Here is a 22673-nt window from a genome sequence, read left to right as displayed (position 1 = left end):
GCAGTCACGATTCGGGGCCGAAGACGGCTATGTCGCCTTTGGCCCCATTTTCTCTCCCATACTTATCGGCGATCCGGCCGTTATCGGCGTTCCGGCCGAGCAGAGGGAGACGGGCACCGTGCTGGAGGCGCTGGGTCTCACGGCGGGCGAGGAGGCCGTCTACCGCTGTCTCATCGAGATGCCCGCGGCCGCCGCCGACCTCGCCGCGGCCCTCGACCGGCCACCCACCTCGGTGGAGGCGGACCTCACCGCCCTGATCGCCCGCGGCCTGGTCTCCCACCACGGCGGACGCCACGTCGCCGCCCCGCCGTCCGTGGCGCTCGGCGGCCTGCTCACCGCCCGCAGGGAGGAACTGCACACGGCCGAGCTGGCCATCGTGGCGCTGGCCGAACAACACCGGATGGCCGCCACCGACCGCGCCGCCGGCGACCTGATCGAGGTCGTCACCGGCGTGGAGGCGGTACGCCAGCGGTTCCTGCAGATCCAGTGGGCGGCCCGCGAACGGGTCCGCTCCTTCTCCACGGCGCCGTTCGTGGCGGTGCCGCCGAGCGACAACACCGCCGAGGACCGGGGGGTCGATCGCGGCATCGAGTACCAGGTCGTGATCGAGCGCGAGGTGCTGGCCACGCCCGGCGTGGTGGCCGGCATCGTCGACTCCGTGCGCAAGGGCGTGCAGGTCAGGGTGGCCGACAAGCTGCCCATCAAGCTCATGATGGCCGACGGGGAGCTGGCGCTGGTCCCGCTGACCACCGAGCCCGGCGGAGAGCCCGCAGCCGTGCTGCTGCACCGCAGCGGGTTGCTGGCCGGAGTCGAGGCGCTGTTCGAGGCGGTGTGGCGGCACTCCTACCCGCTGCGGGCCTCCGCTTGGGGCGAGTTGCAGGAGCAGCGGGAGCCGGTGATCGGCGAGCTGGACAGGAAAATCCTCGGACTGCTGCTCGCGGGCCTGACGGACGAGTCCGTGGCCGGGCAGCTCGACCTGTCGCTGCGCACTCTCCAGCGGCGGCTGCGGGCGCTCATGGATTTGGCCGGCGTACGCACCCGCGTGCAGCTCGGCTGGCACGCCGCCCGTAACGACTGGGCCTGACCAGGCCGTACGGTGGACGCCGATAGGATCAAAACCCCTGGGAAACATCGTTAACAGGAGGCTTTTCATGTCCGACGTCACCTTCAAGGGCAACCCCATCACCGTGGCCGGCACCTTCCCCAAGGCCGGCGACACCGCTCCCGCGTTCCGCCTGGTGGGCGCGGACCTGGCCGAGCGCACGCTCGACGACTTCGGCCAGAAGACCAAGGTGCTCAACATCTTCCCGAGCCTCGACACCGGCGTCTGCGCCGCCTCGGTGCGCCGCTTCAACGAGGTGGCCGCCGAGCACCCCGACGTGGCCGTGCTGTGCATCTCGGCCGACCTGCCCTTCGCCCAGAAGCGCTTCTGCGGCGCCGAGGGGATCGAGAGCGTGACCACGCTCTCGCTCATGCGGGGCCGTGAGTTCCTCGGGGACTACGGCGTCTCGCAGGAGAGCGGGCCGCTGGCCGGGCTGGCCGCGCGGGCGGTCATCGTGCTCGACGGGGACAACAAGGTGGTGTACTCGCAGCTCGTGCCGGAGATCACGACCGAGCCCGACTACGACGCCGCCCTGGCCGCCCTCAAGTAATCACCCTGCCTCACCCGGACGGCCGACCACGGCCACCGTCCAAGTGAGCCGCACCTCACCCGGACGGCCGACCACGGCCACCGTCCAAGAGAGCCGCACCTCACGCGACCCATACGCCGGGCCGCGTGAGGTGCGTGCGTACTCGGATCACTTGAGGCGCGTGCTCAGGTCGGATGTGAAGGCGGCGGCCAGGTCGAGCAGGTGCTGGTCGTCCGTGGCGGTTTGCTGGAAGTCCAGGATGAACTCCTGGGCCCCGGCCTCCGCCGCGTCGGCGAGGTAGGCGCAGTAGTCGGCCACCGATCCGCTGCCGGGCGGCGTACCGTGCTCGGTGATCATCGGGTTGGCGCGCACGATCATGCGCAGCCCGCCGGGATCGCGCCCCGCCTCCTCCGCCGCGCGGCGCACGACCTGCCACATCGACGTGAGCACGGGCAGCGGCACCGGAGCCGCCAGCCAGCCGTCGCCCCTGCGGCCGACGCGGCGCAGCGCCGCCTCGGTGAAGCCTCCCAGGTAGAGCGGCGGGCGGCGGGCCGGCTTGGGCTGGATGTTGCTGGGCGTGATCGTCCACAGCTCGTGCTCGAACGAGACGGGATCGGCGCCCCAGATCGCCTCCAGCGCGTCGAGAGTGGCGTCGTACCGTTTGCCCCGGTCCCGCCACGGCACCCCGACCGCGGCGTACTCGTCGGAGGACCAGCCGAGTCCGAGCCCGGCGTCGAGCCGCCCGCCACTGAGGCGGTCGATCGTGGTGAGCGAGCGCGCCAGGACGACCGGTGGATACCAGCAGGCGTTGAGCACGCTGGTGCCCAGCCGTACGGTCGAGGTGACCGAGGCGGCCACCGACAACACCGCGAACGGGTCGAGGTAGACCCGGTAAGCCTCGGGCATGTGCCCGTCGCCGCCCGGATAGGGGTCCTTCGGCGCCAGCGGCGTCAGCAGCCGGTCACTCGCCCACAGGCTGTGCAGGCCCATCGGCTCCGCCTCGCGCGCCACTCGCAGCACGCTGGACAGCGCCGCGAATCGGCCGTACTGCGGCACGGCCAGTCCGATCCTCATGCGTCAGTCCTTCCCGCCGACCTCGCGCAAGGTACGGCCGGCCTGCTCCCATGCTTCGGTCCTACCGCCCACCACCCCGACCAGAAGACGGTCTTCAGTCTTCACCAGCTTCGACCCTTCCCGCCCCCTCCGAAAGGGCGAAAGCGTCCGGAGATCTAAGCTGCGGTTGTGGATGACACCGGTGTGGCTGTGAAGATCCCCCCGACCGTACGGCGGATCGTGTCGCTGGTGCCGTCGCTGACCGAGTCGATGGCGGCGACCGTGCCGCAGGCGCTGGTCGGGGCGACCGACTGGTGTTCGCATCCGGCGGACCTCGACGTGGTCAGGGTCAGGGGCACCAAGAATCCCGACCTGGAGGCGATCAGGCGGCTGCGGCCCGACGTGGTGCTGGCCAACGCCGAGGAGAACCGGCCGCCCGACATCGAGGCCCTGCGCGAGTCGGGTCTCTCCGTCTGGGTCACGAAGATCGAGACGGTGGAGGAGGCGTTCGCGTCGCTGGAGCGCATGTTCGCCGTGGCGTGCCGTACGGAAGCGCCCGGGTGGTTGTCGCGGGCGCGGGAGGCGTGGCGCGCGCCCTGGGACGGCCCGCGAAGGACGGCGATCGTGCCGATCTGGCGCCGCCCGTGGATGGTGGTGGGCCGCGACACCTTCACCGGGGACGTGCTCAAACGCCTCGGCGTGGACAACCTCTACGCGGGCCACTCCGAGCGCTACCCCAAGATCCCGCTCGCCGAGCTGAACGAGCGCCGCCCCGACCTCGTGGTCCTGCCCGACGAGCCCTACGCCTTCACCCCGACCGACGGCCCCGAGTCCTTCCCCGGCCTGACCTGCGCCCTGCTCAGCGGCCGCCTGCTCACCTGGTACGGCCCCTCCCTCGTACAGGCCCCCGCCCTACTGAGACAGGCCCTCGGCTGACCCACACGCGGGTTCTCAGCTGACCGCGTCGGTCTTGTCGGCCAGGGCGCTGTCCACGGAGGTGGGGGAGAGCACGTGCTCCATGACGATCACCGCCATCCCCACGATCCCCGCCCGATCCCCCAGCGAACTGGTGACGATCTCCAGATTCCTGGTCGTGTACGGCAGGCTGCGCCGATAGACGACCTCCCTGATGCCCGTCAGATAGTGCTCCCTGGTCTCCGCCATGTCCCCGGCCAGCACCAGCACGCCCGGATTGAGCAGGCTGACCGCCGTGGCCAGCACGAGTCCCAGCGTGCGCCCGCCCTCCTGGACGCAGGCGATGGCCTCGGGATCGCCCGCCTGCGCGAGCCTGACCACCTCACGGCTGGAGGGCATGCCCAGGTCGGTGGCCAGGGCGTGGCCGCTGGCCAGGGAGGCCACGCAGCCGCGCGAGCCGCAGGTGCAGACGCGGTCGTCGGTCTCGCGTAGCCGCACGTGCCCGATATTTCCGGCAGCCTCCTCAACGCCGCGATAAATCTGTCCATCGAGGATGATTCCGGTTCCGATTCCCGTGGAGACCTTGACCAGGATCAGCGAGGCGGTGTCCCGCCAGAAGGACCACCACTCGCCCAGCGCCATCGCGTTGGCGTCGTTCTCCACCAGGATCGGCACGTCGTACATCTCGCCGAGCGCCTGCCCCACCGGGTGGTCGTCCCACCCCGGCATCAGGAACGACCTGATCACCCGGCCCGTGGTGTGATCCACCGAGCCGGGCAGGTCCAGGCCGATCCCGCACACCTCGTCGGCCGGCCGCCCCACCCGGTCCAGCAGTCGCTGGAAGGCGTCGCGCACCCACGACAACACCGCCTCGGGGCCGAGTTCGATGCGCATCTCGGTGCGCGCCTCGGCCATCGGGCGGGCGGCCAGGTCGGTGAGCGCCACCCTGGCGTGGGTGGCGCCCAGGTCGGCCACCAGCATCAGGCGCCTGGTGGCGTCCACGTCGAGCACCGAGGGCGGTCGCCCGCCCCCGGAGGTCCCGACGCCGGACTCGTGGATGTAGCCGGCGTCGATCAGCCGGTCGACCCGGTCGGTGATCGTCGACCGGGACAACCCGGTGTACTCGATCAGTTCTTTGCGCGTACGGCAGGAACCATTGCGGATGAGCTGGAGGATCTGGCCTGCCGTGAGCATGGTCTATCCCTTCTCCGCGCCTGCTGTGAGGCCCTCCGTCAGCAGCCGTTCACTGGCGAAGAACACGATCACGATGGGCAGCGTGAGCACCACCGATCCTGCCATCAGGACCGTCGTCGGGATCTCTATACTTCCCGCGAGCTGGGAGAGCCCGAGCGAAACCGTCCAGTTCTCTCTCCTGTCCACCAGGAAGAGCAGGGCGAACAGGAACTCGTTCCACGCGATCATGAACGCGTAGAGGCCGGTGGCCATCAGCGCGGGCTTGGAAAGCGGCAGCACCACGCGCCAGATGGTCGACAACCTCGTGCACCCGTCGATCGCGGCCGCTTCCTCCACGCTTTGCGGCACGGTCTCGAAGTAGTTGCGGAGCATGTATACCGTGACAGGCACCGTTTGCGCGATATACACGAGGATCAGCCCGACCAGTGACCCGCGCAGCCCGATCATGGTGAACAACACGAACAGCGGGATGGCCAGCACGATCGCCGGGAACAGGTAGACCGCGAGGAACAGGAAGTGCACCTGCCGCCGGCCGAAGAAACGCAGCCGCGCGACCGCGTACGCGCCCGGGATCGAGATCAGCAGCGTGACCGCCACCGAGGCCACCGCGATGATCGCGCTGTTGCGCAGGAAGTCCAGGAAGCCCTGCCTGGTCAGCACGTTGACGTAGGTGTCCAGGGTGAAGGCGCGCGGCCACAGCGAACCCGGTTCCAGGATGAGCTCCTGGATGTCGCGTACCGACAACATCACCATGTAGAAGAACGGGAACGCGGTGATCAGGAAGAGGAACGCGATCACCAGCGGCCTGAGCACCGCGAGCAGGCCCCGCTCGAACCTATCCCTGCTCATCGCGTTCACCTCCTCCGAAGAACCTCAGATAGATGACCAGGAAGACGACCAGGAAGATCGCCAGCACGATCGCCTGCGCCGCCGAGGCGCCGATGTCGTCGCGCGAGGTCAGGAAGTTGTAGACCCGCACGCTGACCACCTCGGTGCCGGCTCCGCCGCCGGTCAGCAGGTAGACGTCGTCGAACTTGGTGAAGGTGAACACGAAGCGCAGCACCGACAGCAGGGCGATGATCCGCCAGAGTTGCGGCATGATCACGTACCGGAAGCGCTGGGTGGGCGTGGCGCCGTCCACCACCGCGGCCTCGTCCAGCTCGGCCGGCAATGCCTGCAGCCTGGCCAGGATGAACAGGAAGGCGAACGGGAAGTACCGCCACGCCTCGAACGCGATCACCGTCAGCAGCGCCACGGGCACCTTGATGCCCAGGAAGTCGCCCTGGGCCTGGGTGAGGAACGCGATCGGCTCGCTCAGCCAGGTGTTGACGATGCCGTACTGCGGGTTGAGCATCGTTTCCCACAGAAAGGCCACCGCCACCACCGGGGCCACGTACGGGATCAGGATCGAGGCCCTGATCAAGGTGCGGCCGACGAACCTGTCACGCAGTGCCAGCGCCGTCACCAGCCCGATCGCGATCGACAACGCCGTCCCCGCGACGGTGTAGACGAGCGTGTTGACCAGTGACGACCAGAAGCCGGGCTCGGACATCACGTACGTGAAGTTCTCCAGCGTGTAGTGCCCGAAGACACCCACCCGCCGGATGTTGATCAGCCGCGCGTCCTGGAACGCCAGCATGATCGCCCACAGCAGCGGCAGCACCACCACGACCAGCGTGATGATCAGGGTCGGCGAGATGAGCGCGAGCCCGGCCCGCCCCTCCTGCTCCCGCAGCGTCCGTCCCCGCCGCGCCCGGTGCGCCGGCGACGGTGGCTTCGGCCCCGTCGTACGAGCGGGTGCCGTGGTCACTGCCTGATCCCGCGCTTGATGCTCTCCATGTCCGCCTTGGCCTGGGCCGCGGCGGCCTGGGGAGTCAGTGACCCGTCCACGACCGAGCTGAGCGCCTTGGGCACGGGCAGTTCGCCCATCGCGGCGCCGACCAGCTTGCCCTGGCCCTGCGGGATGCCCCACCTGGCGAAGGTGTCGGGGCTCTTGCGCAGGGCTTCCAGCACGTCGGCCGGGTAGGTGTCGGCCAGCGGCTTCTTGGCGTCCACGCCGGCGGGCAGCTTGTTCCACTTGTCCTCGAAGCCCTTGCGGGTCGGGAACTTGCCCTCCGGCGCCATGCCGATCCAGCGCTCGTAGCCCTCGTTCATCAGGTAGGCGACGAACTTGCCCGCCGGGTCCTTGGCGGCGTCACGGGTGATCACCCAGGAGACGATCTCGCCGAACTGCGCGGGCGCGCTCCCGTCGGGCCCCTTCAGCGCGGTGACCACGCCGGTGTTCTTGGCCAGCCACTCCGGATCCTTGCGACATTCCGGGCAGCTCGGCAGCGCGTCGTTCCGCAGCCCCGCCATCTCGTCGAGGATGAACGACGACCAGATCATCATGGCCGCCGTGCCCGAGAAGTACGTGGCCCTGGTGGAGTCGACGTCCTGCTTGCCCTTGACGGAGTAGGTCTTCGCAAGCTTCGAGTAGAAATCGAAGGCTCTGACGCACTGCGGCGAATCAAGGGTGATATTTCCGGAACTGTCGACCAGCTGGCAACCGTTCGCCAGCGCCACGTGCTCGAAGCTCTGCGCGGTGAAGCCGTCCTTCGGCGCGATGGCGAGGGTGATGCCCGCGACCCCGCCGGTGTTGAGCTTGGCCGCGGCGGCCTCCAGCGCCTCGTAGGTGTCCGGCGGCTGCAGCCCGGCCTTCTCGAACAGATCCTTCCGGTACAGGATGAGCTGCGCCCACCCGTCACTGGGCACCGCGAGCAGCTTGCCGCCCGAGGTGTTCAGCTCCAGCGCCCGCGGCGAGAAGGTGTCGCGGCCGAGCTGGTCGACGACCTTGCCCGGGGTCTCGGTGTCGAGCAGCTCGTTGGCCTCCAGCTCGCGTACGGAGGCCAGCTGGGTCGCGCCGATCACGTCGGGCAGGTCATCGGCCGCCGCGGCCGCGGTGAGGGTCTGGCTGAACTGGTCCTCGTCCACGCCGACCAGCTTCACCTTGATCCCGGTCTTCTGGGTGAACTCGGCGACGATCTTGTTCTGCACGGCCATCCGGTCTTCGATGTTCTCCAGGGTCCAGACCGTGATCTCGTTGGTGGCCGGCTGCTCGCCACCGCCGTCGCCGCAGGCCGCCAGGGAGGCGGCGGCCAGCAGCGCGACGGAGAGGACGGCGGTTACCTTCTTCGGCATGGCACGCTCCTCTGCTTGGGGAATATGCCGCCTTTACCCGTGGACGAGAGGCCGCAACGTGCGGTAGGCGATACCGAGACCGGTCTGTACTCTCTCCGTGCTTCCGCTCCATACGGGATCTTCGTGCTCGACGGAGACCACACCGTCATAACCCCCCTCATAGAGCGTGTCGATCACCCGGGTCCAGCCGACCTGCCCCAGTCCGGGCACGCGGAAGCGGTACCAGCCCTTCTCGCCGCTGATCGGCCCGTGGAAGCCGTACCGGTCGATCGCGCCCGGCAGGATCTGGGTGTCCTTGGCCTGGACATGCGCGATGTTCCGGACATACGGCACCAGTGCCGCGACGGGGTCGATCCCGAGCGCCACCAGGTGCGAGGGGTCGTAGTTGAGCTTGAGCCCCAGCGTGAACATCCACTCCCACAACTCGGGGGAGTAGGCCAGATTGCCCGGATACCCATCTGGATGCCAGCTCTTCATCGTGCAGTTCTCGATGACGATCTCGACGCCGCGCTGCCTGGCGTACTCGACCAGCGGGCCGAACACGTCGGTGGCCAGCTTCAGGTTCTCGCTGACCGGCCGCCCGGGATCCCGGCCGACGAACGTGCCCACCGTGGGACAGCCGAGCGCGGCGGCGGCGTCCACACAGCGCCTGACATGCGCGTTCACCTCCGCCCCAGCCTGCGGGTGCAGATTGTTCTCGTAGTACGCGATCGAGGAAAGCGTCAGTCCGGTCTCCGCGAAGATTCGCCCGACTCGGGCGTATTCAGCGTCGTCGAAACGATCCACTCTGATGTGATTTCTGGCATCAGAAGATGGCCATCCGGCGACCTCCAAAGCCTGGAATCCCAGGTGTACGGCCCAGCGTGCTATGTCGGTAAGATCACTTTCCGGAAGACACGCAGTCAGAAACCCCAATTTCATCAGCCACCTCCGACGGAAGTCGTAGACTTAAGAGTGTTACGCGCGCAACTATCGCGTGCAAACCAGCACTAAATCTTTGACTTTTGTTTGATCATTAAGCGTAAGTGTGGGGAATGCGCGTCATCACCTTCCAAGAGCCAGGCAATGTCCGCGTCAGCCTGGAGTCGCCCGCCGAACTGGTCCCGGGCACAGTGCGAGTTCGCACTCTCTATTCAGGAGTCTCAGCGGGCACCGAACTCACCGCCTATCGCGGTACAAATCCATATCTCACTCGCAAATGGGACACCGAGCGCCGGCTCTTCGTCGAGGGGCAGACGCACACATATCCGCTGTCGGGGTGGGGCTATCAGGAGGTCGGCGAGGTGGTGGAGGCCGCGCCCGATGTGGCCGACCCGCCGGTCGGCAGCCTGGTGTGGGGCATCTGGGGCCACCGCACCGAGGCCGTCGTCGCGGCGGACAAGCTCGTCGGCCACGTGCTGCCGCCCGGCGCCGACCCCCTGACCGGCGTCTTCGCCAGGGTGGGCGCCATCGCGCTCAACGCCGTGCACGCCGCCGACGTACACCTCGGCGACCAGGTCGCGGTCTTCGGCCAGGGCGTCATCGGGCTGCTCGCCACCCGCCTGGCCGTGCTCAGCGGCGCCAGGGTGGTCGCCACCGACGCCATCCCCGACCGGCTGGAGCTGGCCAGGAGGTTCGGCGCGGCCGAGGTGCTCGACGTGGCCGCCGGCTCGGTCGCCGAGTTCATGCGCAAGCGCGTCGAGGGCGCCGACACCGTCATCGAGCTCAGCGGCAGCCACTTCGGCCTGCACGAGGCGATCAGGTCCGTCCGCAAGGGCGGCCGGGTCGTGGCCGCCGGCTTCTACCAGGGCGACGGCATCGGGCTGCGGCTCGGCGAGGAGTTCCACCACAACCAGGTCCAGCTCATCTCCTCCCAGATCGGCGGCGTCGCCTCGTGGCTGGCCCACCGGTGGGACGTCGAGCGCCTGCAGCGCACGTTCATGGGGCTCGTGCACCGCGGCGAGATCGACGCCGCCGGGCTCATCAGCCACGTGATGCCCATCGACCGGGCCGCCGAGGCTTTCGACCTGCTCGACAAGCACCAGTCCGAGGTGCTCCAGCTCGTCTTCGACTTTGAGGAGTCACAGTGAAGCTCGCCGCACAGGAGCAGCTTCTGCCCGGTCGTTCGCTCCAGGAGAAGTACGCCTTCGCCCTCGATGCCGGCTTCGACGCCATCGAACTACGCGGCAAGGGCGACTTCCACTTCGCGGGCCGGCTCACGGAGCTCAAGAGGGCGCTGGCCGACGGCGTGGTGATGCCGACGGTGTGCGTGGACATGCCCCATTTCATCGGCGACTTCGATCCGGCCAAGCGCAAGGACGCCATCCAGCAACTGCGCTCGCAGCTCACCGTGATCGGTGAGCTGGGCGGCATCGGCGTCATGACGCCCGCCTCCTGGGGCCAGTTCTCGCGCCGGCTGCCCCCGTTCGAGCCGCCGCGCAGCCCCGAGGAGGACCGCGAGGTGCTGGCCGAGGCGCTGGGCATCCTCGGCGAGCACGCGCACCGCAACGGCGTGCTGATCATGCTTGAGCCGCTCAACCGCTACGAGAACCACATGGTCAACACGCTCGCGGAGGCCGTCTCCTACTGCGCCATGGACTCCATCAGGATCGTCGGCGACACCTACCACATGAACATCGAGGAGGACGACCCCTGCCGCGCGCTGGTCGAGGCGGCCCCCTACCTCGCGCACATGCAGATCAGCGAGTCCAACAGGAACCAGCCGGGCACCGGTCACCTCGACTGGGGCGCGCAACTGGCCACGCTCGACGCGATCGGTTTCGACGGCTACCTCGCCCTGGAGTGCCGGCTCCGCGGCGAACCCGAGATCGTCCTTCCCCAAACCGCAGCATTCGTCAGGAAATACCTATGATCCTCCGCGACGCCGTGCGCATCCTGGTCAGCAACTGGGACGGCAGTTACACGGTTCCCTCCCGTCGCCTCTACCCCCACCAGTGGAGCTGGGACTCCGCCTTCATCGCGATCGGCAACGCCCGATGGTCGCCGCGAAGGGCCAGGTCGGAGCTGCTGACGCTGTTCGGGGCCCAGTGGCATGACGGCAGGGTGCCGCACATCGTGTTCAACCCCGAGGTCCCCGAGGGCGCCTACTTCCCCGGGCCCGAGTTCTGGCGGACACGGGCCCCGTCGGGGGTCAGCACCTCCGGCATCGTCCAGCCCCCGGTGCACGCGCTGGCCGCCTGGAAGATCCACCTGGCCGAGCCCGATCCCGCGTTCCTGCGCCGGATCTACCCCCGGCTGGTGGCGCAGCAGGAGTTCCTGCGCGACGCCAGGCGCTCGGCCGAGGGGCTGATCTCGATCGTGCACCCGTGGGAGTCGGGCATGGACAACAGCCCGGCCTGGGACCTGCCGCTGGCGGCCGTGACGCCGGGGCCGCTGGGTTTCGTGCGCCGGGACCTCGACAGTGTCAGCGCCGAGGAGCGGCCCACCGACCGCGACTACTACCAGTACATCGAGCTGGCCAAGGCCTACCGTGAGTCCGGCTACCGCGAGCCTGGCGCGTTCCAGGTCGAGTGCCCGCTGTTCAACGCCGCCTACGGGATGGCGGAGGCGACGCTGGCCAAGATCGCCGAGGTCATCGGCCTGGACTCCGGGCCGCACGAGCGCGAGGCCGCGGCCATTACCCGCGCCATGGTCAAGCACCTGTTCGACGGGCGCCTCTTCCAGGCCCGCGATGTGCCGTCCGGCACCGTGTTGCGTTCCAGTAGCGCCGCCGGGCTGACGCCGCTCATGTTGCCGGGGTTGTCGCCCGAGGTCGCCGACGCGCTGATCGGGACCGCGCTCGACCGGTTCGGCATCAAGGAGATGCCGCTGCCCAGCTATGCCCCGGACGCGCCCGAGTTCGACGCCGCCCGCTACTGGCGCGGGCCGAGCTGGGTCAACGTGAGCTGGCTGGTCTGGCAGGGCCTGCGGGAGCGCCGCCCCGACCTGGCCAGGACGCTGGCCGACTCGATCATGCGGGCGGTGTGCCTGTCGGGCTTCCGCGAGTACTTCAACCCGCTCACGTTGCGCGGTCACGGCTGCCGGGACTTCAGCTGGTCAGCCGCCCTCATCCTGGACATCGTGGCGGAGCACAGCCTGAACGGACTGAAGCCGTCGTGCCGCGAGATCGGTCAGGAACCGGGGGCCGTCAGAAAAAGCGACGACGTCGGTGATCACGTGCTCGCGTAGCCGCCCGCCGCACTTCCTGAGCAGGGCGATGGTCTCGTACGAGAGCCGTTCCCTGTCCCAGGCGTGGGCCAGGCCGCGCGGCACCCGGCCGATCTGGGCGCAGCGCAGGGCCAGCCCGTTGTGGTGGAACTCCTCGCCGAGCCGTACCTCGTCGGCGCCCTGGGTGTAGAAGGCCAGGTCGACGAGCGTGCCCTGCGGGCGCAGCAGCCGCAGCCCGAGCGCCAGCGCCCTGGCCTGGCCGCGGCACTGGAAGACCACGTCGGCGCCGCGGTCGCCCGGGGCGTGCCGCCAGCGCTGCTTCAGCGTGACGGCCGGGTCGTCGCCGGCGGTCAGCGTGCCCGCGCCGAGCGCCGCGGCGATCTCCAGCCTGGCCGGGGTCTCGTCCACGACGACGACCTCGGCCGCGCCGCCGGAGATGGCGAAGGAGGCCGTCAGCAGGCCCACCACCCCCGCGCCGACGACCACGACCCGCCGCCCCTGTACGCCGTCCCCGAGTTGTCGCACGGCAGGGCCGTGCAGGTCGTGTGCCGCGTGCAGGAGGCCGTTGGCGCAGATCGGGCCCATGTGGGCGACGTAGATGCCGAGCATGGGGTCGAGGTCGCCCGGCAACTCCACGAACCTGTCGGTCATCGGGTCGGCCACGTACGCCGTGCGGTGCCCGTAGGCCATCGCGACCAGCGCGCCCTCGCGCACGGCCCGGGTACGCGTCTCGACCACCCGGCCGACCTGCATGTACCCGATGCCCCGCACCGGATACGACACCGACGGCTCCCCCTCGGAGAAGAGCCCGAGCGCCGGGTCCCAGGTGGCGGAGAGGTAGGGGTTGGTGCCCTTGACGAAGGTCAGCTCGGTGCCGGCGGAGATCCCGCTGTAGACGGTCCGCGCCAGGAACCCGCCGTCGGGCACGCCGGGCAGCTTCTCCTCGACCAGGCAGACCTCGCCCGGCTTCTCGATACTCAGGACTTCACTCGTCATCGAGCATCACCGGCCTCTGTTCGGCGGCGGACCGGGCGAGCGCGAGCGCCAGGCGGTGGGTGCGCAGCGCCTCACCGTACGGTACGCGCACATCGGCCGGCCTGCCCTGTACGGCGTTGATGAACTCCCGGTCCACCCGCACCTTGGCCTGCCCGTCGTCCTCGATCACGCGTTCGCCGTCCACGAGCAGCCGCGTCTCGCTGAGCTCCAGCGCTATCCCGTCGGCGCAGACCTCCAGCCCGACCCGGTGTTTGTGGGCGAGCAGGCAGGAGGTGGCCAGCAGCCCGGCCGCCCCGCCCGCGAAGCGCATCACGGCGGCCGTGGCCTGGTCGACCTCGCCATCGACGGTGCTCCCATCCGGTACGGCGTGCACCATGGACACCTCGCCCACCAGGAGCCGCGCCAGGTCCAGGACGTGGACCGCCTGCTCGACGATCTGCCCGCCCGACATATCGGGATTCCGCCACCAGGCCACCGGGGGCACCTTGTCCAGCCAGTGGCCGAGCGCGAGGCGTACGGGGCGTTCGGCGAGCAGGTCGTGGGCCTGCTGAACGATGTTCAGGTAACGCCAGTGATGCCCGACGGCGGAAACCAGAGATCTCTGCTCGATTTCGGACGCGATCTTTTCTGCGGTTTTGAGATCCAGCGAAAGGGGTTTTTCCACGAAAATCGGGAGATTGCACGACAGAACATCATGTTCCGGGTTACCGTGCGCGAAAGGAGGCACGCAGACGTAGACAGCGTCAAGACCGCCGGCACTGAGCAGGTCCGCATGGCCGCCATAGGCGGGGGCCCCATGCTTTGAGGCCAGCTCCCCGGCCCGTTGGGGGTCCGTGTCGGCGATTCCAGCGATCGTGACATCGGGGAACCCGGACAGGACGTTTGCATGGCGAACGGCGACATTTCCGGCACCTACGATGCCGACTCGGGTCATAGGGGACACAACCCGGCATATGCCACGTCCAGGTCGAATCAAACAAACATGTTCGATCCCCTATAGACCGGGCAGAAGCCGTGACCTTATGAGATCGGGGCTGATGCATGGAGAGAGAGATGCGAGCCTTGGCCAGGGTCCAGGAGTGGTACGGTCCGCACTCCAGCACCGCAGCCGAGTGGCCGGTGGACGCCTTAATGATGGCCAAGGGAGAGACCACGATCAGCGTGGTCCTGCCGGCACGTGACGAGCAGGAGACGGTGGGTGACATCGTCTCGGTCATCCGCCGTGACCTTGTCGAGCGCGTACCACTCGTCGATGAGATCCTCGTCGTCGATTCCAACTCCACCGACGCCACCGCGCAGCGGGCCCGTGAGGCCGGCGCCCGCGTGGTGGCACAGAACGAGGTGCTCTCCCACCTGCCGCCCCTTACGGGCAAGGGAGAGGCGCTGTGGAAGGGGGTGGCCGCCTCCAAGGGGGACATCATTGTCTTCGTCGACGCGGACCTGCGCAGTTTCGGCCCGCACTATGTGTCGGGACTGGTCGGTCCGCTTCTTGTGGACGGCGACACCCATTTCGTCAAGGCAACCTACGAGCGGCCGTACATCGGCTCGGACGGCATCGCCCAGCGGGGCGGCGGCGGACGCGTGACCGAGCTGGTGGCCAGGCCGCTGCTCAACATGTTCTGGCCGGAACTGGCGGGTTTCGCCCAGCCGCTCGGCGGTGAGTACGCCGCACGGCGCGAAGTGCTCGAACGGGTGCCCTTCGTCACCGAGTACGGCGTGGAGTTCGGACTCCTGGTGGACCTGCTCCAGCTCGTCGGCCTGGACGCGATGGCCCAGGTGGACCTGGGGCACCGCACGCACACCCACCAGTCGATGACCGCGCTCGGCCGCATGGCCGGGCAGATCATGTTCACCGCCTGGTCACGCCTGGAGCGCCAGGGCCGCGTGCTGGCGTCGGAACCCCCGGCGCACACGCTGCTGCAGTTCGGACTCGAAGGCCAGGCGGGCCTGGTGGACGTGGCGGTGGCGGAGCGACCTCCGCTCGTCTCCCTCGTGCTTGAGGAGGATGTGGCATGAAAGTCCTGGTGAACGCGGGGCCGTGGCTTGAGGTCCCGCCCGCCGGCTATGGCGGGATCGAGAACGTGGTGGCCACCCTGGTCCCGGCGCTGCGCGAGCGCGGGGTGAGCGTGGTGCTGGCCTCGGTCGGCTCCAGCACGCTGGCGGTGGACGAGCTGATCAGCACGTACGACGAGGGGCAGTTCGCCGAGTTGCAGAAGCCGTACAACCAGGTCATGGGCATCACCCACGCGCACCTGGCCAGGGTGGTGAGCGAACTGCGCCGGCGCGACGACATCGACCTCGTCCACGATCATGTGGAGGTGGTCGGCCCGGCGGTGCTGTCGGCGTACGGTGGCCCGCCCGTCCTGCACACCCTCCACTGGGACCTGCACAAACATCCGGCCTTCTACGGCGACTTCCCGCCGTCGATCGCCGTCAACGGCGTCTCGGCCTCCCAGATCGCCCGCGCCCCCGCGTCCCTGCGCGCCGCCTCGCTCGGCTCCATCCACCTGGCCACCCCGCTCGCGGACGCGGACCTGCGCGTCGAACGGGGCCAGCACCTGGTGGTGATGGGCCGCATCTGCGGGCTCAAGGGCCAGCACGTGGCCGCCAGGATCTGCCAGAAGCTCGGCCTGCCGCTGGTGCTGGCGGGCCCGGTGAGCGGCCACAACAACGCCGCCGAGCTGGACGTCGTCGCCCAGGACCCCTACCACCCGCTGCACAGCCACCCCGACGTGCGCTACCACCTCGACCAGGTGTCCAGCTACCTCGACGGGGAGCTGGTCAGATGGGTCGGTTCGGTGGGCGGCCAGGAACGGGACCACCTGTACGCCTCGGCCCGCGCGGCCCTGTTCCCGATCCAGTGGGACGAGCCGGGGGGCACGGCCGTGGTGGAGGCGCTGGCGCTGGGGGTGCCGCCGGTGGGGCTGCGGCGGGGCTGCCTGCCGGAGATCATCGACCACGGCCGCACCGGCTTCCTGGCCGACACGGAGGAGGAACTGGCGGAGTGGGTGCTGCGGGTGGACGAACTCGACCCGGAGGAATGCCGCCGCGAAGCCCGCCGCCGCTTCTCACCATCGGTGATGGCCGACCGCTACCTGGAACTGTACGAGAAGGTCACGCGCGGTCGATGAGCCTGGCGTTCAGGAGAACGCGCGGGGCAGGACGGTGACCGGGCAGGTGGAGGCTCGTAGGACCTTCATGGACAGTTCGCCGAGGAAGACGCGGTGTGGCTGGGCGTCCTCGCTGGCCGCGCACACCAGCAGTTCGCCGGGCAGCCACTCGACGTCCCGTAGCGCGGTCGCCACGTCATAGCCCTCGGCGACCTCCGAATCCGCCTCGATCCCGGTCGTCTCCCACGCCAGCCGGACGGCCAGCGCGAGATCGTCGCGCAGCAGGCTCTGGTCCTCTGTGCGCAGGTCGAGCGTGATCAGGCGGAGCGGTACGCCGAGTCGCAGCGCGGCCTGCGCCACCTGCTCGACCGCCGCGTCGCACTGCGGCCGGTGCACGTAGGCCAGCGTGAGGCGGTCGGGCTCGGCGGGCGGCACGTAGTCGGCCGGCGCCAGCATGACCGCCTCAGAGGACAGGTGGAGCAGGTGGTCGGCGGCGGTGCCGATCGCGATGCGGCCGTGCTGCCCGCCGGCCGCCGAGCCGATCACGATCAGGTCGGCCCTGATCCTGCTGGCCAGCACCGTCAGGCCGCGTCCCGTGCCCCTGCTCTCGAAGGTGAGGAACTCGGCCGGGATCGGGTACAGCTCCTCGGCCGCGTGCGCCAGGTTGGCCTGCGCCTCGACCGCCAGCCCCGGGCTGCCCGGCGGGTAGATCGTGGCGATCGTGAGCTCGCCGGCGGTGACGCGGGTGATCGCGGCACCGAGGGCCAGCGCGTCACGACCGCCTGAGTCGTTCGCGTACCCGACGACCACGTGAGCACCGATCACAAATGCCCTCTTACCCGCTCTGAACTGGGAATACGCGGTCTTGATCCGAACGTTGTAAACGTCCGGAGGCGCAAAAAAAGTGAAGATCACTCTTGATACCCGTTTCAACGGGTCCGCCGGAGCCGTCACGCTTCGTGAAGCGGTTCAGCAGCTGAAGGATCGGGACCTGGCCTGCACCGTGGGCGTGGACGCCCTGGAGCAGAAGGTCACCGTCTTCTCCGACTGTGTGCAGCGTGGGTTCACGCCGCTGCGGAGCGAGATCATGGCCGCGTACTACGTCGCCGAGCGTGACGCGACCGTCGAGGCGTTCGACCGAGGGTTGATCACCCGGGCCGAGCTGGAGATGAAGCAGTCCGCGCTGGCGCGGCAGTTCCTGTCCTGAGAGTTTCGGTTTTTCCGGGAGTTTCGGCCGATAGTTGGAGGCGGTTGACGCGTCCAGTTCGTAAAGTCGTGTCCATTGATCGTTCACGGATTGGACACGTGTGTACCAGGACATCGTCGACTTCGCCCTATCCACGCCCGCGTGGCTGCACACCTTCGCCGAGGTGGGCACGGACGCCGGGTTGTTCGTGTTCGCGGCGCTCTTCGTGGTGGCCGCGTTGCGGGCGTGGCGGGCACCGGCGCGTGACCTGGCGCTCGTGATCGCGGGGCCGGCCGGGATCGTGCTGACGTACGTGTTCAGCGAGATCGTCAAGCTGCTCGTTCAGGAGGATCGGCCGTGCCGGGGCGGGGTGACGACGATCGCCGCCTGCCCGCCCCTGGCCGACTGGTCCTTTCCCAGCAACCACTCCGTGATCGCGGCGGGCGCGGCGGCCACTCTCGTGCTGGTGTGGCGTTCGCTGGCGTGGGTGGTGTTCCCGCTGGCGGCGCTCATGGCGTTCTCGCGGGTGTTCGTCGGGGTGCACTATCCGCACGACGTGGCGGTGGGGTTCGCGCTGGGGGCTACGCTGGCGCCGCTGCTCGCGTTGCTGATGGTGGGGGCGGTCACTCCTGCGGTGCGTCTGGTGCGCGCCCGGCTGACCGGTGCCGTTCACGCGGCGGATCCGGTGGTACGCGTCCCGTCCGCCCCGCGACCGGCCCCCGTTCCTCAAATGGCGCAGCCTTACGGGATGGAGCCTTATGGGATGGAGCCTTATGGCGTGGAGCTGCCCCAGCGGTCTGTTGCCTCGACGAGCCGGTCCAGGACGCCGGGCTCCGAGTAGGCGTGCCCGGCGTCGTCCACCACGAGGAACTCGGCCTCCGGCCACGCCTGGTGCAGGTCCCAGGCCGTGGCCATGGGCGTACAGACGTCATAGCGGCCCTGGACAATCACGGCCGGGATGTGCCGGATCTGGTCCACGTTCCTGATGAGCTGGTCGGCGGGGTCGAAGAAGCCGCCGTGGCGGAAGTAGTGGTTCTCGATCCTGGCGAAGGCGACGGCCATCTTGTCCTCGCCGAACTCCTCCACCAGCGCCGGATCGGGCAGCAGCGTGACCGTGCCACCCTCCCACTGCGACCACGCCTTGGCCGCCGCCAGCCTGGCCTCGCCGTCCTGCCCCTCCAGCCTCCTGCCGAAGGCGGCGATCAGGTCGTCCCGCTCCTCCTCGGGGATCGGGGCGACGAACCGTTCCCACAGGTCGGGGAACAGTCGGCTGGTGCCCTCCTGGTAGAACCAGCGCAGTTCCTCCGGGCGCAGGGTGAAGATCCCGCGCAGGATCAGCTCGCTCGTCCTGTCGGGGTGGGTCTGCGCGTACGCCAGCGCCAGCGAGCTGCCCCACGACCCGCCGAACACCTGCCACCTGTCGATGCCCAGGTGCTCGCGCAGCCGTTCCAGGTCGGCCACCAGATTCCATGTGGTGTTGGAGCTCAGGTCGGTGGCCGGGTCGGAGGCGTGCGGCAGGCTCCGGCCACAGTTGCGCTGGTCGAACAGCACGATGCGGTACAGGGCGGGATTCCACTGACTGCGGTGCTTGGCGCTGCACCCGCCTCCCGGGCCGCCGTGCAGCATGACGGCGGGCTTGCCATTGGGGTTGCCGCAGACCTCGTAGTAGATCTGGTTGCCGTCGCCGACGTCGAGCAGGCCGGAGTCGTACGGTTCAATGGGCGGGTACAGAGTCCTCATACGCCCTGATCCTGCCGCATCCAGGGGCGCGAATCGAAATACCGGGGCCGTTTCTCAGGACCAGGCGTAACGGTTGAGGAACGAGCGATCGCCCGTCGCGTACTCGTTGAACGCCTGCCGTACCTCCTCCAGCTCCGTCACCATCGCGCGGACCAGCGTGCCCTCCTTGTACTCCAGCTCGAATCCCGGCGAGACTTGCAGGAAGTGCTGCCCGAAGTTCACCAGCGCCACGAACGGGTTCTGCGCCGACATCGTGCCCAGCACGTCACGTACCAGCCCCAGGTCGGGATCGTGGACGAGCATCCCGTCACCGGTGTGCAACTGCATGCCCTCATACACTCCCAGCGGAGCCACGTTGTGCACGAGGTCCCGCTGGGGGTCGTAGCAGACGAGGCCGTGCGCCCGCGCGACCGTGAACACCTGCGCCGACATCTCGTCCATCGTGTCCAGGTCCATCGTCACCAGCACGTGCCCCTGGTAGATCGTGACTTCGCCGGGCAACTCCTTGGCGACGTCGGGGACCGTGCCCTCCGCGCCGGGCGGGTTCCGCTTGACCGCCAGGTACGTCGCGCGCGCCTGGTCCCTGCTGATCGGCACCGGCTCGTCCCAGACCATCAACTCAACGCTCATCGGTCCATCTTGACTGACCGGCGCCGTGCGCCGCGCACCCCTAGCTGGGTTTTTCCGAATCCGGCACCAGCTGGGCGGTGCAGTTCGCGCAGCGGCGGGCCTCGGTGGGAATGTCGGACAGGCATTCGGGGCACTGCTTGGTCGTGGCCGACTTGTTCCGGTCGAGCAGGCTGATCAGCCGGGTCATCGGCGCCACGACCAGCCAGTAGATGATGGCCGCCATGATCAGGAAGCTGAGCAGGTGATTGAGGAAGTCCCCGTACATGAATCGGCTGCCGTTGATCGTGAAGGAGTACTGCGCGAAGTTCGGCTGCCGGCCGCCGGTCACCGCGCCGATCAGCGGGGTGATCAGGTCGCGGACGAGGGCCTGTACGAGGCCGCTGAAGGTGGCGCCGACGATCACCGCGATCGCCAGCTCGACGATGTTGCCGCGCAAAATGAATTGCTTGAATCCGCCCATGACACCCGCAAGTAGCCCGTAATAGCGACGGCAAACGGGGTAGAGCGCATGCTGTGTGCGTGGGTCGCCCTCGATACCGCGCCGTCGGGGGCGGCCCGCCCGGCCTCGAAGTCTGGTTCACCCCCTCTGACCTTGGACGGAGTAACTACATGCCGAGTGTGGGAAGGAACAAGGTGATCAGCGGGGCCCGGGGTTGTCGGGGGGAGCGGGGGAACGGAACATGGGGAGAGACCGCAAGGGAGCCTCGATGATCGAGATCTGGCCGGGAGACCCCTATCCACTCGGGGCCACCTATGACGGCGCCGGAACCAACTTCTCGCTCTACACCGAGGTCGCCGACCAGGTCGAGCTGTGCCTGTTCGATGAGGACAACGTCGAGTCGCGGGTGCTGCTGCCCGAGGTGGACGGGTTCATCTGGCACGGCTACCTGCCGGGGATCGGGCCTGGGCAGCGTTACGGCTACCGCGTGAGCGGGCCCTACGATCCGGCGCACGGGCTGCGGTGCAACCCCAACAAGCTGCTGCTCGACCCGTACGCGATGGCCATCGAGGGTGGTGTGAACTGGAACGAGGCGGTCTACGGCTACCGCTTCGGCTCGCCGGACATCAGGAACGACCGCGACTCGGCCTCGTACGTGCCGCGCTCGGTGGTGATCAACCCGTTCTTCGGCTGGGGGCACGACCGGCCGCCCGCGACCCCGTACCACGACACCGTGATCTACGAGGCGCACGTGCGGGGGCTGACCATCAGCCACCCCAAGATCCCCAAGCACCTGCGCGGTACGTACGCGGCGCTCGGCCACCCCGAGATCCTCGACCATCTCACCAGGCTCGGCGTGACGGCGCTGGAGCTGATGCCGGTGCACCAGTTCGTCACCGATCACATCCTGGAGCAGCGCGGGCTGTCCAACTACTGGGGCTACAACTCGATCGGGTTCTTCGCGCCGCACAACCGCTACTCCAGCCAGGGGCAGCGGGGCGGGCAGGTGCTGGAGTTCAAGGCGATGGTGCGCTCGCTGCACGAGGCGGGCATCGAGGTCATCCTCGACGTCGTCTACAACCACACGGCCGAAGGCAACCACCTGGGGCCCACGCTCGGGTTCCGGGGGATCGACAACATCAACTACTACCGGCTCGTCGAGAACGACAAACGGTACTACGTGGACACCACGGGCACGGGCAACAGCCTGCTCATGCGTTCCCCGCACGTGCTGCAGATGATCATGGACTCGCTCCGGTACTGGGTCATCGAGATGCACGTGGACGGCTTCCGCTTCGACCTGGCCTCGACGCTGGCGCGGGAGCTGCACGAGGTGGACCGGCTGAGCGCGTTCTTCGACCTGGTGCAGCAGGACCCGGTGTTGTCGCAGGTCAAGCTCATCGCCGAGCCGTGGGACGTGGGTCCCGGCGGGTACCAGGTGGGCAACTTCCCGTCCCGGTGGACGGAGTGGAACGGGCGTTACCGCGACACGATCCGCGACCTGTGGCGGGGGCAGGCGGCCACGCTGCCGGAGTTCGGCTCGCGGTTCACGGGGTCGAGCGACCTGTACAAGGACGACAGCCGCCGCCCCGCCGCCTCGATCAACTTCGTGACCTGCCACGACGGCTTCACCCTGCAGGACCTGGTCTCGTACGACCACAAGCACAACGAGGCCAACAAGGAGGGCAACCGCGACGGCACCGACGACAACCGGTCCTGGAACTGCGGCGAGGAGGGGCCGGCGGGCATCAACATCGAGTCGCTGCGCGAGCAGCAGAAACGCAACTTCCTGACCACGTTGTTCCTGTCGCAGGGCGTGCCGATGCTCTCGCACGGGGACGAGCTGGGGCGCAGCCAGCGGGGCAACAACAACGGCTACTGCCAGGACAACGACCTGACCTGGGTGGACTGGTCGGACGTGCGGGAGAACTGGTTGTTGCTGGAGTTCACCCAGAGCCTGGCTGAGCTGCGCAAACGACATCCCGTCTTCCGGCGGCGAAGATTCTTCTACGGCAAGCCGGTACGGGGGTTGCGCGACGTCGCGTGGCTCACCCCGTCCGGGGAGGAGATGAACGACGGCGACTGGAATGTCGGGTACGCGAAGTCGCTGGCCGTCTTTCTCAACGGTGACGCGATCACCGAGCCGGATCGGCGGGGGCGGCCGATCAGGGACGACTCGTTCCTGCTGCTGTTCAACGCCCACTACGACACGATCAAGTTCACGATCCCCAAGGATTATGGCGAGATGTGGCACACCGAGATCGACACGGCGATGCCTATCAGGCTGGACGCCCGGATGGTCAAGGCGGGCGATGCGATCGCGGTGCCGGGCCGCAGCGTGCGGGTGCTGCGCCGTGTCTAGCCCCCCCGACCCCCACCCCGCCACCCCCACCAGCCCCTCCACCCCCGACCATGCCGCTGTCTCTGGCCGCTCCTCCGTCTCCGGCCATCTCGCT

Annotated in this window: 22 protein-coding genes; 10 read left to right on the top strand and 12 right to left on the bottom strand. The window is 68.6% G+C overall.

Annotated features, from left to right (window positions below):
• Positions 1 to 118 precede the first annotated feature (118 nt).
• Entirely contained in the window at positions 119 to 1084 is a 966-nt protein-coding gene (locus AB0I81_RS32755; protein WP_360664340.1) for a hypothetical protein, read from the top strand.
• 67 nt (positions 1085 to 1151) lie between these two features.
• The gene (tpx, locus tag AB0I81_RS32750; RefSeq protein ID WP_360664337.1) at positions 1152 to 1652 is read left to right on the top strand and encodes a thiol peroxidase; all 501 of its coding nucleotides are present in this window, start codon (positions 1152 to 1154) and stop codon (positions 1650 to 1652) included.
• A gap of 147 nt (positions 1653 to 1799) precedes the next feature.
• Here tpx and AB0I81_RS32745 read toward each other — a convergent pair whose 3' ends face one another.
• Positions 1800 to 2705 carry a TIGR03619 family F420-dependent LLM class oxidoreductase gene (locus AB0I81_RS32745; protein WP_360664335.1) on the bottom strand — a complete coding sequence of 302 codons (906 nt, stop codon included), beginning with the start codon at positions 2703 to 2705 and terminating at the stop codon, positions 1800 to 1802.
• Positions 2706 to 2873: 168 nt separating this feature from the next.
• Between AB0I81_RS32745 and AB0I81_RS32740 the strand changes: the two genes are divergently transcribed.
• Positions 2874 to 3620, top strand: coding sequence for a helical backbone metal receptor (locus tag AB0I81_RS32740; protein WP_360664332.1), 747 nt, complete (start codon positions 2874 to 2876; stop codon positions 3618 to 3620).
• 15 nt (positions 3621 to 3635) lie between these two features.
• On the opposite strand, the gene AB0I81_RS32735 is transcribed toward AB0I81_RS32740, so the two are convergent.
• Genes AB0I81_RS32735 through AB0I81_RS32715 form a run of 5 tightly spaced genes read right to left on the bottom strand, consistent with a single transcriptional unit; the run spans position 3636 to position 8891 of the window.
• Complete coding sequence (locus AB0I81_RS32735; protein WP_360664329.1) at positions 3636 to 4793, bottom strand: ROK family transcriptional regulator; 1158 nt, start codon at positions 4791 to 4793, stop codon at positions 3636 to 3638.
• A 3-nt stretch (positions 4794 to 4796) separates the two neighbouring features.
• Positions 4797 to 5642, bottom strand: a complete 846-nt coding sequence (locus AB0I81_RS32730) for a carbohydrate ABC transporter permease (protein ID WP_360664326.1) — start codon at positions 5640 to 5642, stop codon at positions 4797 to 4799.
• A complete protein-coding gene (locus AB0I81_RS32725) occupies positions 5629 to 6603 on the bottom strand; it encodes a sugar ABC transporter permease (RefSeq protein ID WP_360664323.1) in 975 nt (324 codons plus the stop codon). Before AB0I81_RS32725 ends, AB0I81_RS32730 begins: the two co-directional genes overlap by 14 nt.
• Entirely contained in the window at positions 6600 to 7970 is a 1371-nt protein-coding gene (locus AB0I81_RS32720) for an extracellular solute-binding protein (protein ID WP_360664321.1), read from the bottom strand. The genes AB0I81_RS32725 and AB0I81_RS32720 overlap by 4 nt, the downstream gene beginning before the upstream one ends.
• Before the next feature lie 33 nt (positions 7971 to 8003).
• Positions 8004 to 8891, bottom strand: coding sequence for a sugar phosphate isomerase/epimerase family protein (locus tag AB0I81_RS32715; protein ID WP_360664318.1), 888 nt, complete (start codon positions 8889 to 8891; stop codon positions 8004 to 8006).
• A gap of 113 nt (positions 8892 to 9004) precedes the next feature.
• Here AB0I81_RS32715 and AB0I81_RS32710 point away from each other — a divergent pair, with 113 nt between their 5' ends.
• Entirely contained in the window at positions 9005 to 10039 is a 1035-nt protein-coding gene (locus AB0I81_RS32710) for a zinc-binding alcohol dehydrogenase (protein WP_360664315.1), read from the top strand.
• Entirely contained in the window at positions 10036 to 10821 is a 786-nt protein-coding gene (locus tag AB0I81_RS32705; RefSeq protein WP_360664312.1) for a sugar phosphate isomerase/epimerase family protein, read from the top strand. Before AB0I81_RS32710 ends, AB0I81_RS32705 begins: the two co-directional genes overlap by 4 nt.
• Before the next feature lie 1184 nt (positions 10822 to 12005).
• Here AB0I81_RS32705 and AB0I81_RS32700 read toward each other — a convergent pair.
• On the bottom strand, positions 12006 to 13112 hold the full coding sequence (locus tag AB0I81_RS32700; protein ID WP_360664309.1) for a zinc-binding dehydrogenase: 1107 nt from the start codon (positions 13110 to 13112) through the stop codon (positions 12006 to 12008).
• On the bottom strand, positions 13102 to 14046 hold the full coding sequence (locus AB0I81_RS32695) for a Gfo/Idh/MocA family oxidoreductase (protein ID WP_360664306.1): 945 nt from the start codon (positions 14044 to 14046) through the stop codon (positions 13102 to 13104). Before AB0I81_RS32695 ends, AB0I81_RS32700 begins: the two co-directional genes overlap by 11 nt.
• Before the next feature lie 119 nt (positions 14047 to 14165).
• On the opposite strand from AB0I81_RS32695, the gene AB0I81_RS32690 reads away from it, so the two are divergent.
• Together AB0I81_RS32690 and AB0I81_RS32685 are read left to right on the top strand one after the other, a co-directional pair.
• Entirely contained in the window at positions 14166 to 15128 is a 963-nt protein-coding gene (locus tag AB0I81_RS32690) for a glucosyl-3-phosphoglycerate synthase (RefSeq protein ID WP_360664303.1), read from the top strand.
• The gene (locus tag AB0I81_RS32685; protein ID WP_360664300.1) at positions 15125 to 16243 is read left to right on the top strand and encodes a glycosyltransferase; all 1119 of its coding nucleotides are present in this window, start codon (positions 15125 to 15127) and stop codon (positions 16241 to 16243) included. Before AB0I81_RS32690 ends, AB0I81_RS32685 begins: the two co-directional genes overlap by 4 nt.
• Before the next feature lie 9 nt (positions 16244 to 16252).
• Here AB0I81_RS32685 and AB0I81_RS32680 read toward each other — a convergent pair whose 3' ends face one another.
• Positions 16253 to 17047 (bottom strand): universal stress protein, encoded by a 795-nt coding sequence (locus tag AB0I81_RS32680; protein ID WP_360664297.1) that lies wholly within the window; start codon positions 17045 to 17047, stop codon positions 16253 to 16255.
• Between the two features lie 79 nt (positions 17048 to 17126).
• Here AB0I81_RS32680 and AB0I81_RS32675 point away from each other — a divergent pair, with 79 nt between their 5' ends.
• Positions 17127 to 17429: a hypothetical protein gene (locus AB0I81_RS32675; protein ID WP_360664294.1), complete on the top strand. Its 303-nt coding sequence runs from the start codon at positions 17127 to 17129 to the stop codon at positions 17427 to 17429.
• 100 nt (positions 17430 to 17529) lie between these two features.
• On the top strand, positions 17530 to 18249 hold the full coding sequence (locus tag AB0I81_RS32670) for a phosphatase PAP2 family protein (protein WP_360664291.1): 720 nt from the start codon (positions 17530 to 17532) through the stop codon (positions 18247 to 18249).
• Here AB0I81_RS32670 and pip read toward each other — a convergent pair.
• Genes pip through mscL form a run of 3 tightly spaced genes read right to left on the bottom strand, consistent with a single transcriptional unit; the run spans position 18180 to position 20238 of the window.
• Positions 18180 to 19148, bottom strand: a complete 969-nt coding sequence (pip, locus tag AB0I81_RS32665) for a prolyl aminopeptidase (RefSeq protein ID WP_360664288.1) — start codon at positions 19146 to 19148, stop codon at positions 18180 to 18182. The genes AB0I81_RS32670 and pip overlap by 70 nt on opposite strands.
• A 54-nt stretch (positions 19149 to 19202) precedes the next feature.
• Positions 19203 to 19778 carry a hypothetical protein gene (locus AB0I81_RS32660; RefSeq protein WP_360664285.1) on the bottom strand — a complete coding sequence of 192 codons (576 nt, stop codon included), beginning with the start codon at positions 19776 to 19778 and terminating at the stop codon, positions 19203 to 19205.
• A gap of 40 nt (positions 19779 to 19818) precedes the next feature.
• Positions 19819 to 20238, bottom strand: a complete 420-nt coding sequence (gene mscL, locus AB0I81_RS32655; protein WP_360664282.1) for a large conductance mechanosensitive channel protein MscL — start codon at positions 20236 to 20238, stop codon at positions 19819 to 19821.
• A 247-nt stretch (positions 20239 to 20485) separates the two neighbouring features.
• Between mscL and glgX the strand changes: the two genes are divergently transcribed.
• Entirely contained in the window at positions 20486 to 22579 is a 2094-nt protein-coding gene (gene glgX, locus AB0I81_RS32650) for a glycogen debranching protein GlgX (RefSeq protein WP_360664279.1), read from the top strand.
• Positions 22580 to 22673: the final 94 nt, after the last annotated feature.

It is taken from the genome of Nonomuraea sp. NPDC050404 (assembly GCF_040655495.1).
Classification (GTDB): Bacteria; Actinomycetota; Actinomycetes; order Streptosporangiales; family Streptosporangiaceae; genus Nonomuraea.
The sequence above is the reverse complement of the archived record's forward strand: the minus strand, read 5'-3'. Positions and strand labels throughout refer to the sequence as shown.

Excerpts from the sequence above, each read along its gene's own strand:
- tpx (WP_360664337.1), top strand. The coding sequence starts at position 1,152 with ATGTCCGACGTCACCTTCAAGGGCAACCCCATCACCGTGGCCGGCACC.
- AB0I81_RS32745 (WP_360664335.1), bottom strand. The coding sequence starts at position 2,705 with ATGAGGATCGGACTGGCCGTGCCGCAGTACGGCCGATTCGCGGCGCTG.
- AB0I81_RS32735 (WP_360664329.1), bottom strand. The coding sequence starts at position 4,793 with ATGCTCACGGCAGGCCAGATCCTCCAGCTCATCCGCAATGGTTCCTGC.
- AB0I81_RS32730 (WP_360664326.1), bottom strand. The coding sequence starts at position 5,642 with ATGAGCAGGGATAGGTTCGAGCGGGGCCTGCTCGCGGTGCTCAGGCCG.
- AB0I81_RS32720 (WP_360664321.1), bottom strand. The coding sequence starts at position 7,970 with ATGCCGAAGAAGGTAACCGCCGTCCTCTCCGTCGCGCTGCTGGCCGCC.
- AB0I81_RS32715 (WP_360664318.1), bottom strand. The coding sequence starts at position 8,891 with ATGAAATTGGGGTTTCTGACTGCGTGTCTTCCGGAAAGTGATCTTACC.
- AB0I81_RS32710 (WP_360664315.1), top strand. The coding sequence starts at position 9,005 with ATGCGCGTCATCACCTTCCAAGAGCCAGGCAATGTCCGCGTCAGCCTG.
- AB0I81_RS32700 (WP_360664309.1), bottom strand. The coding sequence starts at position 13,112 with ATGACGAGTGAAGTCCTGAGTATCGAGAAGCCGGGCGAGGTCTGCCTG.
- AB0I81_RS32695 (WP_360664306.1), bottom strand. The coding sequence starts at position 14,046 with ATGACCCGAGTCGGCATCGTAGGTGCCGGAAATGTCGCCGTTCGCCAT.
- AB0I81_RS32690 (WP_360664303.1), top strand. The coding sequence starts at position 14,166 with ATGCGAGCCTTGGCCAGGGTCCAGGAGTGGTACGGTCCGCACTCCAGC.
- AB0I81_RS32685 (WP_360664300.1), top strand. The coding sequence starts at position 15,125 with ATGAAAGTCCTGGTGAACGCGGGGCCGTGGCTTGAGGTCCCGCCCGCC.
- pip (WP_360664288.1), bottom strand. The coding sequence starts at position 19,148 with ATGAGGACTCTGTACCCGCCCATTGAACCGTACGACTCCGGCCTGCTC.
- AB0I81_RS32660 (WP_360664285.1), bottom strand. The coding sequence starts at position 19,778 with ATGAGCGTTGAGTTGATGGTCTGGGACGAGCCGGTGCCGATCAGCAGG.
- mscL (WP_360664282.1), bottom strand. The coding sequence starts at position 20,238 with ATGGGCGGATTCAAGCAATTCATTTTGCGCGGCAACATCGTCGAGCTG.
- glgX (WP_360664279.1), top strand. The coding sequence starts at position 20,486 with ATGATCGAGATCTGGCCGGGAGACCCCTATCCACTCGGGGCCACCTAT.